The organism is Pseudomonas sp. PONIH3 (assembly GCF_002934345.1).
GTDB lineage: Bacteria > Pseudomonadota > Gammaproteobacteria > Pseudomonadales > Pseudomonadaceae > Aquipseudomonas > Aquipseudomonas soli.
In genome coordinates this window covers 1,641,619-1,659,147 of record NZ_CP026386.1, presented here as the reverse complement: position 1 = coordinate 1,659,147, position 17,529 = coordinate 1,641,619, and the positions used below count along the sequence as shown (strand labels likewise).

17 protein-coding genes are annotated in these 17,529 nt (G+C 64.3%); 15 read left to right on the top strand and 2 right to left on the bottom strand.

Translation table 11 applies throughout. The features are described from left to right. Nucleotides 1–21: 21 nt before the first annotated feature. Entirely contained in the window at nucleotides 22–3,183 is a 3,162-nt protein-coding gene (gene rne, locus C3F42_RS07505; RefSeq protein ID WP_104444241.1) for a ribonuclease E, read from the bottom strand. 793 nt (nucleotides 3,184–3,976) lie between these two features. Between rne and rluC the strand changes: the two genes are divergently transcribed. The 3 genes from rluC to C3F42_RS07485 are packed head-to-tail and all read left to right on the top strand — an operon-like array spanning nucleotide 3,977 to nucleotide 6,603. Then, on the top strand, nucleotides 3,977–4,930 hold the full coding sequence (gene rluC, locus C3F42_RS07495) for a 23S rRNA pseudouridine(955/2504/2580) synthase RluC (RefSeq protein ID WP_094010652.1): 954 nt from the start codon (nucleotides 3,977–3,979) through the stop codon (nucleotides 4,928–4,930). A 3-nt stretch (nucleotides 4,931–4,933) separates the two neighbouring features. Further along, nucleotides 4,934–5,614, top strand: a complete 681-nt coding sequence (locus C3F42_RS07490; protein WP_094010651.1) for an HAD family hydrolase — start codon at nucleotides 4,934–4,936, stop codon at nucleotides 5,612–5,614. Between the two features lie 2 nt (nucleotides 5,615–5,616). Further along, on the top strand, nucleotides 5,617–6,603 hold the full coding sequence (locus C3F42_RS07485; RefSeq protein ID WP_104444240.1) for a S49 family peptidase: 987 nt from the start codon (nucleotides 5,617–5,619) through the stop codon (nucleotides 6,601–6,603). 94 nt (nucleotides 6,604–6,697) lie between these two features. On the opposite strand, the gene C3F42_RS07480 is transcribed toward C3F42_RS07485, so the two are convergent. After that, nucleotides 6,698–7,276 (bottom strand): nucleoside triphosphate pyrophosphatase, encoded by a 579-nt coding sequence (locus tag C3F42_RS07480; RefSeq protein ID WP_104444239.1) that lies wholly within the window; start codon nucleotides 7,274–7,276, stop codon nucleotides 6,698–6,700. A gap of 96 nt (nucleotides 7,277–7,372) precedes the next feature. Here C3F42_RS07480 and C3F42_RS07475 point away from each other — a divergent pair, with 96 nt between their 5' ends. The 12 genes from C3F42_RS07475 (at nucleotide 7,373) to C3F42_RS07420 (ending at nucleotide 17,289) form a co-directional block, all read left to right on the top strand. Then, complete coding sequence (locus tag C3F42_RS07475; RefSeq protein WP_023630499.1) at nucleotides 7,373–7,900, top strand: YceD family protein; 528 nt, start codon at nucleotides 7,373–7,375, stop codon at nucleotides 7,898–7,900. A 13-nt stretch (nucleotides 7,901–7,913) separates the two neighbouring features. Further along, nucleotides 7,914–8,096 (top strand): 50S ribosomal protein L32, encoded by a 183-nt coding sequence (gene rpmF / locus C3F42_RS07470; RefSeq protein WP_008096416.1) that lies wholly within the window; start codon nucleotides 7,914–7,916, stop codon nucleotides 8,094–8,096. A gap of 3 nt (nucleotides 8,097–8,099) precedes the next feature. Further along, nucleotides 8,100–9,110 carry a phosphate acyltransferase PlsX gene (gene plsX / locus C3F42_RS07465; protein WP_094010648.1) on the top strand — a complete coding sequence of 337 codons (1,011 nt, stop codon included), beginning with the start codon at nucleotides 8,100–8,102 and terminating at the stop codon, nucleotides 9,108–9,110. Nucleotides 9,111–9,336: 226 nt separating this feature from the next. Then, nucleotides 9,337–10,275, top strand: a complete 939-nt coding sequence (gene fabD / locus C3F42_RS07460) for an ACP S-malonyltransferase (RefSeq protein WP_023630497.1) — start codon at nucleotides 9,337–9,339, stop codon at nucleotides 10,273–10,275. 16 nt (nucleotides 10,276–10,291) lie between these two features. Further along, nucleotides 10,292–11,032 (top strand): 3-oxoacyl-ACP reductase FabG, encoded by a 741-nt coding sequence (gene fabG / locus C3F42_RS07455; RefSeq protein ID WP_023630496.1) that lies wholly within the window; start codon nucleotides 10,292–10,294, stop codon nucleotides 11,030–11,032. Nucleotides 11,033–11,235: 203 nt separating this feature from the next. Then, nucleotides 11,236–11,472 carry an acyl carrier protein gene (gene acpP, locus C3F42_RS07450; protein WP_023630495.1) on the top strand — a complete coding sequence of 79 codons (237 nt, stop codon included), beginning with the start codon at nucleotides 11,236–11,238 and terminating at the stop codon, nucleotides 11,470–11,472. Between the two features lie 154 nt (nucleotides 11,473–11,626). Further along, entirely contained in the window at nucleotides 11,627–12,871 is a 1,245-nt protein-coding gene (gene fabF / locus C3F42_RS07445; protein ID WP_094010647.1) for a beta-ketoacyl-ACP synthase II, read from the top strand. Continuing rightward, a complete protein-coding gene (pabC, locus tag C3F42_RS07440; RefSeq protein WP_094010646.1) occupies nucleotides 12,871–13,686 on the top strand; it encodes an aminodeoxychorismate lyase in 816 nt (271 codons plus the stop codon). Before fabF ends, pabC begins: the two co-directional genes overlap by 1 nt. A 3-nt stretch (nucleotides 13,687–13,689) precedes the next feature. After that, nucleotides 13,690–14,865, top strand: coding sequence for an endolytic transglycosylase MltG (gene mltG, locus C3F42_RS07435; protein WP_104444238.1), 1,176 nt, complete (start codon nucleotides 13,690–13,692; stop codon nucleotides 14,863–14,865). Next, a complete protein-coding gene (gene tmk / locus C3F42_RS07430; protein ID WP_094010644.1) occupies nucleotides 14,862–15,494 on the top strand; it encodes a dTMP kinase in 633 nt (210 codons plus the stop codon). Before mltG ends, tmk begins: the two co-directional genes overlap by 4 nt. Continuing rightward, on the top strand, nucleotides 15,487–16,473 hold the full coding sequence (locus C3F42_RS07425; protein WP_104444237.1) for a DNA polymerase III subunit delta': 987 nt from the start codon (nucleotides 15,487–15,489) through the stop codon (nucleotides 16,471–16,473). Before tmk ends, C3F42_RS07425 begins: the two co-directional genes overlap by 8 nt. Before the next feature lie 33 nt (nucleotides 16,474–16,506). Then, a complete protein-coding gene (locus C3F42_RS07420) occupies nucleotides 16,507–17,289 on the top strand; it encodes a TatD family hydrolase (protein ID WP_094010642.1) in 783 nt (260 codons plus the stop codon). The last annotated feature ends 240 nt before the right edge of the window (nucleotides 17,290–17,529 follow it).

Genomic DNA, 17,529 nt, shown 5'->3' with positions numbered 1-17,529 from the left:
TTTTTCATTCAGCCGAGGCTATCAACCGTGATGAGGCTTGTGCTCGTCGGCGGTTTCCAGCGCTTGCGCAGGGGCGGCTTCGGCAGCGGCCTGGGCGGCAGCGGCGGCTGCAGCTTCGGCTTCGCGCTTGCGGCGACGCACTTCACGTGGGTCGTTCGGGGCGCGGCCGTTGGCCAGCATCGCCGAAGGCGCTTCGACCGGGGCCGGTGCTTCCTCGGGCGCCTGCTCGGCAACGACCGGCGCAGGCTCGGCGGCAGGTGCTTCAGTCACTTCCGGCTGGGCCTCGACCACTGGCTCGACGACCGCTACAGGCTGCTCGGCTACCGGGGCTTCGACCACGGTGGCTTCGACTACCTGCGGCTGCTCGATTTCACCGGCTTCCACGGCAGGGGCTTGCAGCGCCTCGGCGACGACGGCAGGCTGCTCGGCAGGGGCTTCTTCGACCACTGGCTGCGGCGCTACTTCGACCACCGGTTCGATGCTCGGCTCGACGGCGACCACTGGCTCGCTGACCGGTTGCTCGACCACCGGGGCGATGGCGACCTGCTCGGCCACGACCTCGGTGATTTCCACCTGGGTTTCGGCGACAGCGGCGCTGGCGCGCTCGGCCTGCTGGTTGGCTTGGGCTTCGGCATCGGCGCTGATGTTGCTGGTGGCAACGGCGGCGATGACGGCAGTGCCGGCGGCCAGTTCAGCGCCCAGCTCGGTGGCCTGGTGCTGTTGTGGCTGCTGCTCTTCGCCGGCGTCTTCGTCGCCTTCGATCAGCTCGCCATTGGCGTTGCGCTGGCGTTCACGACGGTTGCTGCGACGACGCTGGCCACGGGAGCGGCGGCGCGGACGCTCGCCATCGGTGCCTTCCTGCTCGTCCTGCAGCAGCTCGTCGTTCGGCAGTTGCTCTTCGGCGAGCTCGGCGGCCTGTTCGACGGCCTGCGCCTCAGGGCGCAGCTGGCGCTCTTCGCGCGGAGCGCGTTCTTCACGTGGCGCACGCTCTTCACGAGGGGCGCGTTCTTCACGCGGTGCACGTTCTTCACGTGGTGCGCGCTCTTCGCGAGGGGCACGTTCTTCACGTGGTGCACGCTCTTCACGGGCTACACGTTCCTCACGTGGCGCACGCTCTTCACGCGGGGCGCGTTCTTCGCGGGCGGCCGGGGCCGGTGCGGCATCCAGGGGCTCACGCAGTTCGCGCACGCGCTCTTCACGGTTGCCACGGCGGTCTTCGCGCGGCTGGCGCTGACGCTCTTCGCGTGGGGCGCGTTCTTCACGCGGTGCACGCTCTTCGCGTGGCTGGCGCTCTTCACGCGGGGCGCGCTCGCTGCGTTCTTCACGCGGCTTGCGGTCTTCCTCGCGGCGGCCATTGCGGTTGCGGCTCTGCTGGCGACCGTTGCGGCGCTCCTCGTTGCGTGGCGAACGCTCGGTGGCCGGTTTTTCGGTGGTGACGGCCGGTGCGGCGGCAGGCTCTTCCTTGCCGGCGAACAGGCTGACCAGCGACTTGACCAGGCCCTTGAACAGGCTTGGCTCCGGTACGCTAGGCGCCGGTGCCACGGGTGCGGCTGGCTGCTCTTCGACAGCGGCCGGTACCGGTGCGTTGGCGCGGGCCGGTGCGGTCTTCACCGCGGCTTCCTGGCGTACCAGGGTGCGGGTGGCGGTCGGCAGCGGCGCTTCTTCGGTCTCGGCCGAGGCGATTTCGTAGCTGGACTGGTTGTTCAGCACGTCCGGGTTGTCGTCGCGCAGGCGCTGGACTTCGAAATGCGGGGTTTCCAGGTGGTCGTTCGGCAGGATGATGATGCGCGCGCGAGTGCGCAGCTCGATCTTGGTGATCGAGTTGCGTTTCTCGTTGAGCAGGAAGGCGGCCACCGGGATCGGTACCTGGGCGCGCACCTCGGCGGTGCGGTCCTTCAGGGCTTCTTCCTCGATCAGGCGCAGGATTGCCAGCGACAGCGACTCGACGTCACGGATGATGCCGGTACCCGAGCAGCGCGGGCAGACGATGCCGCTGCTCTCGCCCAGCGATGGGCGCAGGCGCTGGCGGGACATTTCCAGCAGGCCGAAGCGCGAGATGCGGCCGACCTGCACACGGGCGCGGTCGGCCTCGAGGCATTCGCGCACGCGTTCTTCGACGGCGCGCTGGTTCTTCGCCGGGGTCATGTCGATGAAGTCGATGACGATCAGGCCGCCGATGTCACGCAGGCGCAGCTGGCGGGCGATCTCTTCGGCCGCTTCCAGGTTGGTCTGCAGGGCGGTTTCCTCGATGTCGCTGCCCTTGGTGGCGCGCGCCGAGTTGATGTCGATGGAAACCAGGGCTTCGGTTGGGTCGATCACGATCGAGCCGCCGGACGGCAGGTCGACGACGCGCTGGAAGGCGGTCTCGATCTGGCTTTCGATCTGGAAGCGGTTGAACAGCGGCACGCTGTCTTCGTACAGCTTGACCTTGCTGGCGTACTGCGGCATCACCTGGCGGATGAAGGTCAGGGCTTCTTCCTGGGCGTCGATGCTGTCGATCAGCACTTCGCCGATGTCCTGGCGCAGGTAGTCGCGGATGGCGCGGATGATGACGTTGCTTTCCTGGTAGATCAGGAAGGGCGCGGTACGGTCCAGCGAGGCTTCCTTGATGGCGGTCCACAGCTGCAGCAGGTAGTCGAGGTCCCACTGCATTTCTTCGCTGCTGCGGCCAAGGCCCGCGGTACGCACGATCAGGCCCATGTCGCCCGGAACGGTCAGGCCGTTCAGTGCTTCACGCAGCTCGTTGCGCTCTTCGCCTTCGATGCGGCGGGAGATGCCGCCGGCGCGCGGGTTGTTGGGCATCAGCACCAGGTAGCGGCCGGCCAGGCTGATGAAGGTGGTCAGGGCGGCGCCTTTGTTGCCGCGCTCTTCCTTCTCGACCTGGACGATGACTTCCTGGCCTTCGCTCAGGACTTCCTTGATGTTGACCCGGCCTTCAGGGGCTTTCTTGAAGTATTCGCGGGAGATTTCCTTCAGCGGCAGGAAGCCGTGACGTTCGGAGCCGAAGTCGACGAAGGCGGCTTCAAGGCTGGGCTCGATCCGGGTGATCTTGCCTTTGTAGATGTTGGCCTTTTTCTGCTCACGGGCACCGGACTCGATGTCCAGGTCGTAGAGGCGTTGGCCGTCCACCAGGGCTACACGCAACTCTTCGGGTTGAGTTGCGTTAATCAGCATTCTTTTCATGTTGTACCGTCGGTTTCCGGGCTGCCGGAAACGGCGTTCGGCACACACGACTTTTCATGATCGGTGCCAAGGTGCGCAAAGGGTGGCGAACCACCCCCGTGTCTGACGACGTTCGGCACCAGCCGGTTGCCCAGCCTGCCGTTGTCGCGACGACGCGTCCTGTTTTGCGGTGCCAAAAGACCTGTCGAGCTTTTCGAAGGTTATCCGAATCAATCGAGCGGGCCTGGTGCACTCAGTCAGGAGGAGGAATCAACCGGTCGTCCGTGGATGCCACGAGGGCGTCTGTTCAGGACCTTGCCCGCTCATCGCCCGTTGAGTGGGGCGCTGGGTCGGGTTCGGTGCCACACGGTCCGAAGGCTGTGCATCTCCACCCTGCACGTATCCCTGAAAATTCGGTGCTGCCGCGCGCTGAATCCGCAACGGGTTGCATTTTTCGCCAGCCCGGTTCCGGGCTGGCGCCATGACATATCCAAGGCAGGTATTTCCGAAGCATTCGCCCGAATGCGCGGAAACGACGGTGGCGGGCAGAGGTACGGCGAAAAGAAGCGGGTAAGCAGGTGAAACACCGCACTTGTCGTTTTTTTCGGTCTTCTCTACACAGCGCTGGTGGCGATTCCAGGCATTTAGTTAAACTGGCAAACGCTCCGTAGGACGGCCTCGCGTCCTCGGAATTGCGATGGTCAGGGCCGGCGTAGAGCCTGATGCCGCTGGCCTGCCGCTTTTGGCGGCGTTCGCGACTATAGCAGTTATGATTAAGTGCTTCAATTCCATAAAAAATTGTTATGATCCCGCCATGACGACCAATACCCCTCCGACTTCCGGCGTTCAGCTGATCGAAGTCGCGCCGGAGCTTGCCGGCCAACGCATCGACAATTTCCTCATCACCGCGCTCAAGGGCGTGCCCAAGACGCTGGTCTACCGCATCCTGCGCAAGGGCGAGGTGCGGGTCAACAAGGGTCGTATCAAGCCTGAGTACAAGCTGCAGGCTGGCGACATCGTGCGGGTGCCGCCGGTGCGCCTGCCCGAGCGCGATGAGCCCGCGCCGGTCGCCCAGGGGCTGTTGCAGCGCCTGGAGGCCGCGATTGTCTATGAAGACAAGGCGCTTATCGTGATGAACAAGCCGGCCGGTATTGCCGTGCATGGCGGCAGCGGCCTGAGCTTCGGGGTGATCGAGGCGCTGCGCCAGTTGCGCCCCGACGCCAAGGAGCTGGAGCTGGTGCACCGCCTGGACCGCGACACCTCGGGCCTGTTGATGATCGCCAAGAAGCGCAGCATGCTGCGCCACCTGCATGCCGCGCTGCGCGGCGATGGCGTGGACAAGCGCTACATGGCGCTGGTGCGCGGCCATTGGCCGACCTCGAAGAAGCAGGTCAATGCGCCGCTGCAGAAGAGCAACCTGCGCTCCGGCGAACGCATGGTCGAGGTCAATGACGAGGGCAAGGACGCGCTGACGCTGTTCCGCGTGCTGCGCCGTTTCGGCGAATTCGCCACGATTGTCGAAGCGCGGCCGATTACCGGGCGCACCCACCAGATCCGCGTGCACACCCTGCATGCCGGGCACATGATCGCCGGCGACAGCAAGTACGGCGATGAAGACTTCAGCCGCGAGATTCGCGACCTGGGTGGCAAGCGCCTGTTCCTGCACGCCTACCAGTTGACCGTGCCGCTGCCCGACGGCGGCGAGCTCAAGCTCGAGGCGCCGGTGGACGAGATGTGGGCCAAGACCATCGAGCGGTTGGCGTCCTGAGCCATGAATAAAAGTTATGACCTGCTGATCTTCGACTGGGATGGCACGCTGGCCGATTCCATCGGGCGCATTGTCGAGGCCATGAACGTGGCCGCCGGGCGTGCCGGGGAGGCTGCCAGCAGCGACGAGGCGATCAAGGGCATCATTGGCCTGGCGCTGGGGGAGGCGATCGCCACTCTGTATCCGCATCTTGAGCCGCCGCAGGTGGAGACATTCCGCCAGCATTACGCCGATGTCTACATGGCGCTGGATCAACAGCCGTCGCCACTGTTCGACGGTGTGGTCGAGTCGCTGGCGGCGTTCCGTGCCGAGGGGTATCGTCTGGCGGTGGCCACCGGCAAGGCGCGGCGCGGTCTGGATCGGGTGCTCAAGGCCAATGGCTGGGAACGCTACTTCGACATTACCCGGGCGGCCGACGAAACCCGCGGCAAGCCGCATCCGCTGATGCTCGAGGAGATTCTCGCTCATTGCCAGGTCGAACCCGGGCGGGCGCTGATGGTCGGAGATTCGGCGTTCGACCTGCAGATGGCCAGCAACGCTGGCATGCATTCGGTCGCCGTGGGCTATGGCGCCATGTCGCTGCAGGCCTTGGCCGAATTTGGCCCGCAAGTGTGCATCGAGCATTTTTCCCAGTTGCGCGAATGGCTGGACAGGCCTGCGCAGATCAATTTCCAAGGTAGGTGAGCATGACTGACGAGTGGAAGGCGCCCGAGGCTGATGAGGCCGGCGAGGAGCGCAAGAGCTGGAAGTTACTGGAGAAGACCTTGCTGGCGGGTGTCCAGGAGCAGCGTCGGGCGCGGCGCTGGGGGATTTTCTTCAAGCTGCTGACCTTTATTTACCTGTTCGGCATCCTGTTCCTGTTCACGCCATTGATGGATGTGGACAAGGCCGCCTCGCGCAGCGGCAGTCATACTGCGCTGGTCGAGGTGCGCGGGGTGATCGCCGATCAGGAACCTGCCAGCGCCGACAATATCGTCAAGAGCCTGCGCGAAGCCTTCAAGGATCCCAAAACCAAGGCTGTGGTCATGCGCGTCAACAGCCCGGGCGGCAGCCCGGTGCAGGCGGGCTATGTGTACGACGAGATCCGTCGTCTGCGCGCCGAATATCCGGCCATCAAGCTGTACGCGGTGATTGCCGACCTGGGTGCCTCCGGCGCCTACTACATTGCCAGCGCGGCCGACGAGATCTATGCCGACAAGGCCAGCCTGGTCGGCTCCATTGGCGTCACCGCGGCGGGCTACGGCTTTGTCGGCACCATGGACAAGCTGGGCGTGGAGCGGCGCACCTACACGGCGGGCGAACACAAGGCCTTCCTTGATCCGTTCTCGCCACAGAAGCCGGAAGAGACCGCGTTCTGGCAGGGCGTGCTGGATACCACGCACCGCCAGTTCATCGCCATGGTCAAGCAGGGGCGTGGCGAGCGCCTGAAAGACAAGGATCACCCTGAGTTGTTCAGCGGGCTGATCTGGTCGGGCGAGCAGGCCAAGGAACTGGGTCTGGTGGACGGGCTGGGCAGTGCCAGCTATGTCGCCCGCGAAATCGTGGGCGAGAAGGAGCTGGTGGACTTCACCGTGCAGGAGTCGCCGTTCGATCGTTTCTCCAAGCGCATCGGTGCCAGTGTGGCGGAGCGCCTGGCGCTGTACATGGGCTTCCAGGGTCCTTCGCTGCGTTGATCTGAAGTCGGCGTGGCATTCATCGCGGGGCAAGCCCGCTCCCACAGGTCGCACATTGGCCACGTGGGAGCGGGCTTGCCCCGCGATTGCATTTTCAAGGCACCAGCACGCCTTCCTTGTGCAGCATGTCCACCAGCCGAATCAGCGGCAGCCCGATCAGGCTCGTGGCGTCGCAGCCATGGGTGCTCTGGAACAGGCTGACCCCCAAGCCCTCCGCCTTGAAGCTGCCGGCGCAGTCCAGTGGCTGCTCGGCCGTCACGTAGCGCTCCACGCGCTCGCGATCCTGCTCGCGCATCGTCACGGTAAACGGCACGCAATCGACCTGGCAGTGGCCGGTGGCGCTGTTCAGCAGTGCCAGCCCGGTGAGGAAGGTGACTTGCTGTCCGCTGGCCTCCAACAACTGCTCGCAGGCGCGTTCGAAGGTGTGGGGCTTGCCGAGGATCTGCTCGCCCAGTACCGCCACCTGGTCAGAGCCGATGATCAGGTGGTCGGGGTGACTGGCGGCCAGGGCTTCGGCCTTCTGTCGGGCCAGGCGGCGGACCAGCTCGACGGCGGGCTCGCCATCGAGGCGCCGTTCGTCAAGGTCGGGGCTTGCCCAGGTGAAGGGCAGGCGCAGGCGGGTGAGCAGTTCGCGGCGGTAGGGCGAGCTGGAAGCCAGTAACAAGGGAAGCATGGTAGACTCCTGGGCAATTGCCCCGAATTCTAACATGCGAGATGGCACCTAATTTCCTTTGACAGGGAGGGGGTGTATCCCTAGAATGCTGCGCCTATGTTGAATGACCCGATTCCACCTCACGTTGACCCGCGCAAATTGGCTGATCGTGGCGTAACCCTCGAAGGTTCGCTGCAACTCGCTGATTTGGAAAGACTCTGCGACCCGCTTTCCGACAATGTCGGTACGGTGCAGGCGAAGTTCGATTTTGAACGAGATGAACAGCACGTAGTGGTTATCCACAGCGCGCTGGATGTCGAAGTCAAGATGGTTTGCCAGCGTTGTCTTGAGCTGGTCACCCTGCCGATCCACAGCGAATGTACGTACGCCGTGGTGAAGGAGGGTGCGAATACCCAGTCGTTGCCGAAAGGCTATGACGTGCTGGAACTGGGCGAAGATCCTTTGGATCTGCAGGCGCTGGTCGAGGAAGAGCTGTTGCTCGCCCTGCCGATCGTGCCTGCTCATCATCCGGAAGAATGCCAGCAGCCGGCGGGACTCGATGAGCCCGAGCCGAGCAAGGACGAGGTATCGCGGTCCAACCCGTTCAGTGTATTGGCGCAGTTAAAGCGTGACCCAAACGTTTAGGAGTTAATCAATTATGGCTGTTCAGCAGAACAAAAAATCCCGCTCTGCCCGTGACATGCGCCGTTCGCACGACGCCCTGTCGGAAAACGCCCTGTCCGTAGAGAAGAGCACCGGTGAAGTACACCTGCGTCACCACGTTTCGCCAGAAGGCGTATACCGTGGTCGCAAAGTGATCGACAAGGGCGCTGACGAGTAATCCTTGTCCGCTCAGATCATCGCGATCGACGCAATGGGCGGGGACTTCGGTCCCCGCAGCATTGTCCAGGCTAGCATTGCCTGCCTATCGGCTACCCCCTCGCTGCACCTGACCCTCGTCGGTCAACCCTCCCTCCTTGAAGATCTTGTCGGCGGCCTTGCGGCTGCGGATCGCGCGCGCCTGCAGATTGTTGCGGCCAGCGAAGTGATCGGCATGGACGAGCGGCCATCGCAGGCGTTGCGGGGCAAGCCGGACGCGTCGATGCGCATCGCCCTCGAACTGGTGCGTGATGGCAAGGCCCAGGCCTGCGTAAGTGCCGGCAATACCGGCGCGCTCATGGCTTTGTCGCGCTTCGTGCTCAAGACCTTGCCCGGTATCGATCGCCCGGCGATGGTGGCGGCGATTCCGACCCAGGCCGGCTACTGCCAGCTGCTTGACCTTGGTGCCAACGTCGACTGCAGCGCGGAAAACCTCTACCAGTTCGCCGTGATGGGCTCGGTGGCCGCCCAGGCCCTGGGCGTGCATCGGCCGCGTGTGGCGCTGCTCAATATCGGTACCGAGGACATCAAGGGCAACCAGCAGGTCAAGCTGGCCGCCAGCCTGTTGCAGAACGCCCGGGGGCTGAACTACATCGGTTTCGTCGAGGGTGACGGGCTGTACCGTGGCGAGGCGGACGTGGTGGTGTGCGACGGTTTCGTCGGCAATATCCTGCTCAAGTCCAGCGAAGGCCTGGCGACCATGATCGGTGCCCGTATCGAGGCGCTGTTCCGTGGCGGGCTGTTGGCGCGAGCCGCAGGTGCCCTGGCCATGCCGCTGCTCAAGCGCCTGCAGGCCGACCTGGCGCCTGCGCGACACAATGGCGCGAGTTTCCTGGGATTGCAGGGCATTGTCATCAAGAGTCACGGCTCTGCGGGCGTGCAGGGCTTCCAAAGCGCGATCCAGCGTGCCTTGATCGAGATTCAGGAAAACCTGCCGCAGCGCCTGCATGGGCGTCTCGAAGACTTGTTGCCGTGATGTCGGCGTGGGCTTCATCGCGGATGAATCCGCTCCTGCAGGGGGTAGGTTCGCTTGTAGAAGCGGATTCATCCGCGATGCGGCCAAAACAGGTCTTAGGCATATCCGCGATGAAGTGCTTAAATGTGACCGCTTGGTCCGCCATTCCATCCAAGCTTTCAGATTGCGCGTCTGGCCCGCGGCCTGGCGCACCCTATCCGACGACAAGATCATAAGGGCTTGTTCAATGTCTGCATCCCTCGCATTCGTCTTTCCTGGTCAAGGTTCCCAGTCGCTGGGCATGCTCGCAGAGCTGGGCGCCGAAAAACCGGTAATCGTCGAGACCTTCAAGGAAGCGTCCGAGGCCCTGGGCTACGACCTGTGGAAACTGGTCCAGGAAGGCCCGGAAGAGCAACTCAACCAGACCGACAAGACCCAGCCGGCCATTCTCACCGCCTCCATCGCCTTATGGCGCCTGTGGCTGGAAGAGGGTGGCGCGCAGCCGGCCTTCGTCGCCGGGCACAGTCTGGGTGAATACAGCGCCCTGGTCGCCGCTGGCAGCCTGTCGCTCAAAGATGCCGTACGCCTGGTCGAGCGCCGTGGCCAGCTGATGCAGGAGGCTGTGCCTGCCGGCCATGGTGCCATGGCCGCCATCCTTGGCCTGGACGACGCCGTCGTGGTCGAGATTTGCGCCGAAGCCGCCGAAGACGAAGTGGTCAGCGCGGTGAACTTCAACTCGCCGGGCCAGGTGGTCATCGCCGGCAACAAGGCTGCGGTCGATCGTGCCATCGAGCTGTGCAAGGCCAAGGGCGCCAAGCGTGCCCTGCCATTGGCGGTCAGCGTGCCATCGCACTGCGCCCTGATGAAGCCGGCCGCCGAGCGCTTCGCCGAGTCGGTCAACGCCATCGAATGGAAAGCGCCGCAGATCCCGGTGGTGCAGAACGTCACCGCGGCCATCGCCGCCGACCTCGATGCCCTCAAGCAAGACCTGCTGGCGCAACTGTACCAGCCGGTACGCTGGGTCGAGTGCGTGCAGGCGCTGGCCGAGCGCGGTGCGGTCAACCTCGTCGAATGCGGCCCGGGCAAGGTCCTGGCTGGCCTGAACAAGCGTTGCGCCGACGGCGTGACCACCTACAACCTCAACACCCCAGACGCCGTCGCCGCCACCCGTGCGGCGCTGGCCTGAATTCGGAGAAGCTTGCATGAGCCTGCAAGGTAAAGTTGCACTGGTCACCGGCGCCAGCCGTGGTATCGGCCAGGCCATCGCCCTCGAGCTGGGCCGCCAGGGCGCTACCGTGATCGGTACCGCCACCACCGCTTCCGGTGCCGAGCGCATTGCCGCCACCCTGAAAGAGCACGGCATCAACGGTACCGGCCTTGAGCTGAACGTCACCAGTGCCGAGTCCGTGGATGCGGTGCTGGGCGCCATCGGCGAGCAGTTCGGCGCGCCGGCCATCCTGGTCAACAACGCCGGCATCACCCGCGACAACCTGATGCTGCGCATGAAGGACGATGAGTGGTTCGATGTGATCGACACCAACCTCAACAGCCTCTACCGTCTGTCCAAGGGCGTGCTGCGCGGCATGACCAAGGCCCGTTGGGGCCGTATCATCAGCATCGGTTCGGTGGTGGGTGCCATGGGCAACGCCGGCCAGGCCAACTACGCCGCCGCCAAGGCAGGCCTGGAAGGCTTCAGCCGTGCCCTGGCCCGCGAAGTGGGCTCACGTGGTATCACCGTCAACTCGGTGACCCCGGGCTTCATCGACACCGACATGACCCGCGAACTGCCCGAAGCGCAGCGCGAGGCCCTGCAGAAAGAGATTCCGCTGGGCCGCCTGGGCCAGGCCGAGGAAATCGCGAAAGTGGTTTCCTTCCTGGCTTCCGACGGCGCAGCCTATGTCACCGGTGCCACCGTGCCGGTGAACGGCGGGATGTACATGTAAAACCGCAACTCAATGTGACGGATTGCTTCAAAAAAGAGTCATACTCCGAGCCTAAAATCCGTTATAAAGCTGCAACCAGATTCCGGGCAGAGGGCCCGGTGACTTGGTGGAAGGCGCGTTACGCTTGAAAAGCAGGCGTCTTCCTATAAACTTGGTCACCGGCCAGCTGCCTGACATATGTCCATTAGGAGTGAAAACTAGGTATGAGCACCATCGAAGAACGCGTCAAGAAAATCGTCGCCGAGCAACTGGGCGTCAAGGAAGATGAAGTCAAGAACGAATCTTCCTTCGTTGAGGACCTGGGTGCCGATTCGCTTGACACTGTTGAGCTGGTGATGGCTCTGGAAGAGGAATTCGAGACCGAAATCCCTGACGAAGAAGCCGAGAAGATCACTACCGTTCAAGCTGCCATCGACTACGTCAACGCCCACCAGGCCTAAGACGCTGTAGTCGACGCTTCTTGTCGGGAAAAACCGCACTGCCTTTGCCGGCGTGCGGTTTTTTCTTTGCGAGAGCCGGGGTTTGCTGCCATTCCATTCGCCATGGCAAGTGCACTGGCAAGAGACTCTGTTATTTGGAAATGAGGAGAGTACTGTGTCGCGTAGACGCGTCGTGGTCACTGGTATGGGTATGCTGTCGCCACTGGGTACCGATGTACCGAGCACCTGGCAGGGCATTCTGGCTGGCCGCAGTGGCATTGGTCCGATCGAACATACGGATCTGTCTGCCTACTCCACCCGTTTTGGCGGCTCGGTGAAGGGCTTCGAGGTCGGGCAGTATCTTGATCAGAAAGAAGCCCGCAAGCTGGACCTGTTTATTCAGTACGGCCTGGCGGCCGGTTTCCAGGCGGTGCGCAATGCCGGGCTGGAAGTCACCGATGCCAACCGTGAACGCATCGGCGTGGCCATGGGCTCGGGTATCGGTGGTCTGACCAACATCGAAGAAACCAGCAAGATCTTGCACGAGAAGGGGCCGCGTCGTATCTCACCGTTCTTCGTGCCAGGCTCGATCATCAACATGATCTCGGGTTTCCTGTCGATTCACCTGGGTGCGCAGGGGCCGAATTACGCCATTGCCACCGCCTGCACCACCGGTACCCACTGCATCGGCATGGCCGCGCGTAATATCGCCTACGGTGAAGCCGACGTGATGATCGCCGGTGGCGCCGAGATGGCCGCCTGCGGCCTGGGCATGGGCGGTTTCGGTGCCTCCCGGGCACTGTCCACCCGCAACGATGAGCCGACCCGCGCCAGCCGTCCCTGGGACAAGGGCCGTGACGGCTTTGTGCTGTCCGATGGCGCCGGCGCCCTGGTGCTCGAAGAGCTTGAGCACGCCAAGGCCCGCGGCGCGACCATCTACGCCGAGCTGGTCGGTTTCGGCATGAGCGGTGACGCCTACCATATGACCTCGCCACCCGATTCCGGCGAAGGCGCCGCCCGTTGCATGGCCAACGCCCTGCGCGATGCCGGTATCCAGCCGCAAGAGGTCAGCTATATCAACGCCCACGGCACCTCGACGCCGGCTGGCGACGTGGCTGAAGTGGCTGCGATCAAGCGGGTGTTCGGCGAGCATGCCTACAAGCTGGCAGTCAGTTCGACCAAATCGATGACTGGCCACCTGCTCGGCGCCGCTGGTGCGGTGGAGGCGATCTTCAGCGTCCTGGCGATCAACAGCCAGACGGCGCCGCCGACCATCAACCTGGATGAGCCGGACGAAGGCTGCGACCTGGACTTCGTGCCGCACCAGGCGCGTAGCATGCCGATCGACGTGGTGCTGTCCAACTCCTTCGGCTTTGGCGGGACCAACGGTTCGCTGGTGTTCCGCCGGTTCGCCGGCTGATGCTCAGCTGGATCGATGGCCAGGACGCGGCTGCGGTCAATCTGCAGAACCGTGGCCTGGCCTACGGCGATGGCCTGTTCGAGACCATCGCCGTGCGCGGCGGCAGGCCCAGCCTGCTCGCGCAGCATCTCGACCGCCTGGCGCTGGGATGCCAGCGCCTGGCGATCGAAGCCGACCTGACGCTGGTTCGCAATGAACTGTTGCAATTCGCCCGGCAACTGGGCGAAGGCGTCGCCAAGCTGATCCTGACCCGTGGCGACAGCCAGCGCGGCTATGCCCCGCTGGCCGGCGCGCAGGCACGGCGTATCCTGCAAGGCGGCCCCTTGCCAGCCTACCCGGCGCAGCATGCCGAGGTCGGCGTGCGGCTGTTCCCCTGTGAGACGCGCCTTGCGGAACAACCGCTGCTGGCCGGGCTCAAACACCTCAACCGCCTCGAGCAGGTGCTGGCCCGTGCCGAATGGCAGGACAGCGCGTTTGCCGAAGGTTTGATGCGTGACGGCCATGGGCGGTTGATCGAAGGGGTGTACAGCAACCTGTTCCTGGTGCGTGACGGTGCATTGTTCACCGCCGACCTGAGCCGTTGCGGCGTGGCCGGGGTGATGCGCGCGGCATTGCTGGAACAGGCTGCGCTGCTGGGTATCCCTACGCAGGTGCGGGACTTGCCGATGGCGGCGCTGGAGCAAGCCGACGAGGTATTCGTCTGCAACAGTGTCTACGGCATCTGGCCCGTGCGTGAATTCGCCGCGCTGAACTGGCCGGCAGGGCCGCTCACCCGTAAACTGCAGGCCGTTGCCCGTACGTTACTGGATACCTGATTCGTGAGACGCAAATTCCTGCTGCTGCTGGAAATGAGCTTGATCCTCGCCGGCCTGGCACTGGGCTGGGCCGCCTGGAAAGTCAACTCGGTCCTGGAGCAGCCGCTGCAAGTGGCCCAGGAGCGCATGCTCGATGTGCCCAATGGCACGACGCCAAACCGCATGTTCTATCGGATGCAGGGCGAAGGCCTGCTTGATGACCCTCTGTGGCTGCGCCTGTACTGGCGTTTCAACATGGCCGGCACGGCATTGCATACAGGTGAATATCGCCTGACCCCGGGCATGACCGTGGGGCAGTTGTTCGACGCCTGGAAGCGTGGCGATGTGGTGCAGTACAACCTCACCCTGGTCGAGGGCTGGACCTTCCGTCAGGTGCGTGCCGCGGTGGCGAAACATGAAAAGCTCAAGCACACCCTCGAAGGCCTGTCCGATACCGAGGTGATGGACAAGCTTGGTCATACCGGCGTGTTCCCCGAGGGCCGTTTCTTCCCTGATACCTATCGCTTCGTGCGCGGCATGAGCGATGTCGAGCTGTTGCAGCAGGCCTACATGCGCCTGGACGAAGTGCTGGCCAAGGAATGGGCCGAGCGCAGCACCGACCTGCCGTATCGCGACCCGTACCAGGCGCTGATCATGGCCTCGCTGGTGGAGAAGGAAACCGGCATTCCCCAGGAACGCGGGCAGATCGCCGGGGTGTTCGTGCGGCGCATGCGCCTGGGCATGATGCTGCAGACCGACCCTACCGTGATCTACGGCATGGGCGAGCGCTACAACGGCAAGATCACCCGCGCCGACCTGCGTGAGCCGACGCCCTACAACACCTACACCATGACCGGCCTGCCGCCGACGCCGATCGCCATGGTCGGGCGCGAGGCAATCCATGCCGCGCTGAACCCAAGTGATGGCTCGAGCTTGTACTTCGTCGCCCGTGGCGACGGCAGCCATGTGTTCTCCGATGACCTGGACGATCACAACAGCGCGGTGCGTGAGTTCCAGATCAAGCGGCGGGCGGATTATCGTTCGAGCCCTGCGCCGCAGGCCGAACCGACAACGCCCGAACCGCAGACGACTCCTGAAGCGGCCCCTGCGCCCGCACCTGAAAGCGACGCGCCGGCCCCCACCGATGAATCCGCGCCGGCTGATACGTCGGTGCCAGAAGACCCTAAGGAACGCTCGTGAGCGGTTTGTTTATCACCCTGGAAGGCCCCGAAGGCGCGGGCAAGAGCACCAATCGTGAGTATCTGGCAGCGCGCCTGCGCGAGCAGGGCGCCGATGTGGTCATGACCCGCGAGCCCGGCGGCACGCCGTTGGCCGAGCGCATCCGTGAACTGCTGCTGGCGCCGAGCGAGGAGCGCATGGCGGTCGACACCGAGCTGCTGCTGATGTTCGCCGCTCGCGCCCAGCACCTGGCCGAAGTGATCCGCCCGGCGCTGACCCGTGGTGCCGTGGTGCTGTGCGATCGGTTCACCGACGCCACCTACGCCTACCAGGGCGGCGGCCGCGGTCTTTCGGTAGAGCGTATCGCCATCCTGGAGAGTTTTGTGCAGGGCGAGCTGCGCCCGGATCTCACCCTGGTCTTCGACCTGCCCGTGGAGGTCGGCCTGGCCCGCGCGGCAGCCCGTGGCCGGCTGGATCGCTTCGAGCAGGAGGGCCAGGCCTTCTTCGAGGCGGTGCGCCAGGCCTACCTGCAGCGCGCAGGCCAGCAGCCACAGCGCTATCGCCTGCTGGACGCCGCGCAGCCCTTGAGCGCGGTGCAACAGGCCATCGACGCCCTGGTGCCGGGCATCCTGGAGCGTTGCCGTGGCTGAGGCCTACCCTTGGCAGCAGGCTCTCTGGCAGCAACTGGCCGGGCGTGCCCAGCACGCCCACGCCTACCTGCTGCACGGCCCCCAGGGCATCGGCAAGCGGGCCCTGGCCGAGCGCCTGATGGCGCGGCTGTTGTGCCAGCAGCCACAGGGCCTGGAAGCCTGCGGCCAGTGCAAGTCGTGCCTGTTGCTCAAGGCCGGCAGCCACCCGGACAACTTCGTGCTGGAGCCGGAGGAGGCCGACAAGCCGATCAAGATCGACCAGGTCCGCGAACTGGTGTCGTTCGTGGTGCAGACCGCCCAGCAGGGTGGGCGCAAGGTGGTGCTGATCGAGCCGGTGGAGGCGATGAACATCAATGCCTCCAACGCCTTGCTCAAAAGCCTGGAGGAGCCCTCCGGCGATACCGTGCTGTTGCTGGTCAGCCATCAGCCCAGCCGCCTGCTGCCGACCATCAAGAGTCGCTGCCAGCAGGTCGCCTGCCCGCAGCCAAGCCTGGCGCAGAGTCGTGCCTGGCTGGCTGGGGCGCTCGAAGGCAGCGATGAGCAGGAGCGCGAAGAGTTGCTGACCCTGGCCGCGGGTTCGCCACTGATGGCGGTCAGCTTGCAGGCCCAGGGCGTGCTTGAGCAGCGGGCGCTGGTTACCGAAGGGGTGAAGAAGTTGCTCAAGCAGCAGCAGTCGCCTACCCAGCTGGCCGAAGCCTGGAACACGGTGCCCCTGTTGCTGCTGTTCGACTGGTTCTGCGACTGGTCGCACTTGATCCTGCGTTATCAGTTGACCCAGGACGAAGAGGGTTTAGGTTTGCCTGACATGCGCAAGGTGTTGCAGTACCTGGCGCAGAAGAGCCTGCAGGCCAAGGTGCTCGAGGTCCAGGCGTGGATTCTCGAGCAGCGCCAGAAGGTGCTGGGCAAGGCCAACCTCAATCGTGTACTGCTGCTCGAAGCGTTGCTCGCCCACTGGGTGCAGCTGCCAGGCATGCGTTGATTTCCACCGTTTCCTAATGTGTGTCGTGTTCCCATGCTCGTAGATTCCCATTGCCACCTCGACCGTCTCGATCTCAGTGCCCACCAGGGTTCCCTCGACACCGCCCTGCAGGCGGCCCGCGAGCGTGGGGTAGGGCATTTCCTGTGCATCGGCGTCAGTGCCGAGAATGCCGGTGCGGTCAAGGCGTTGAGCGAGCGTTACGCCGATGTCGACTGCTCGGTGGGCGTGCACCCGCTCGACCTGGCGCCCGGTGAGACCCCGGCCCTGGAGTGGCTGTTGCGTGAACTGGCCCATCCGCATGTGGTGGCCATTGGCGAAACGGGCCTGGACTACCACTATGAGCCGGAAGCCGCCGAGTTGCAGCAGGCTTCGTTCCGCCTGCACCTGGAAGCCTCCCGGCAGACCGGCAAGCCGGTCATCGTGCACACCCGTGCGGCCCGCGAGGACACCCTGGCGCTGCTGCGCGAGGCCGGCCTGCCCCAGGCCGGCGTGCTGCATTGCTTCACCGAGGACTGGCCGATGGCCAAGGCCGCGCTGGACCTGGGTTACTACATCTCGTTGTCCGGCATTGTCACGTTCCGCAATGCCGATGCCCTGCGCGAGGTGGCCCGGCAGGTGCCGGTGGATCGCCTGCTGGTGGAGACCGACTCGCCGTACCTGGCGCCGATTCCGCATCGCGGCAAGCCGAACCTGCCGCAGTACGTGCGGGAAGTGGCCGAGTACGTGGCGTCGTTGCGTGGGGTGAGCTATGAGCAGTTGGCCGAGCAGACCACCGAGAACTTCAAGCGCTTGTTCCCACTGGCGCGGGTGGCCTGAAGATTTCACCCCCCAAAAAAGCTTGAGGCCCGGATAAAAAAAACCCGGGTTCTGGGGGGGGAATCCGGGTTAAGACCATTAGGAGTAAAACAAAGGTACACGGTCCCTGGGCACCTTTATCGGCGCGCCACTTGGGGGGGATGTGCCGCGCCAACACTTCAAGTATTGGCCAGGATTGGCGCGCTGCCAGCGGCTGTTGATCGTTTTTTAAACAGATTTGGAATACGTTCGCAGCCCCTT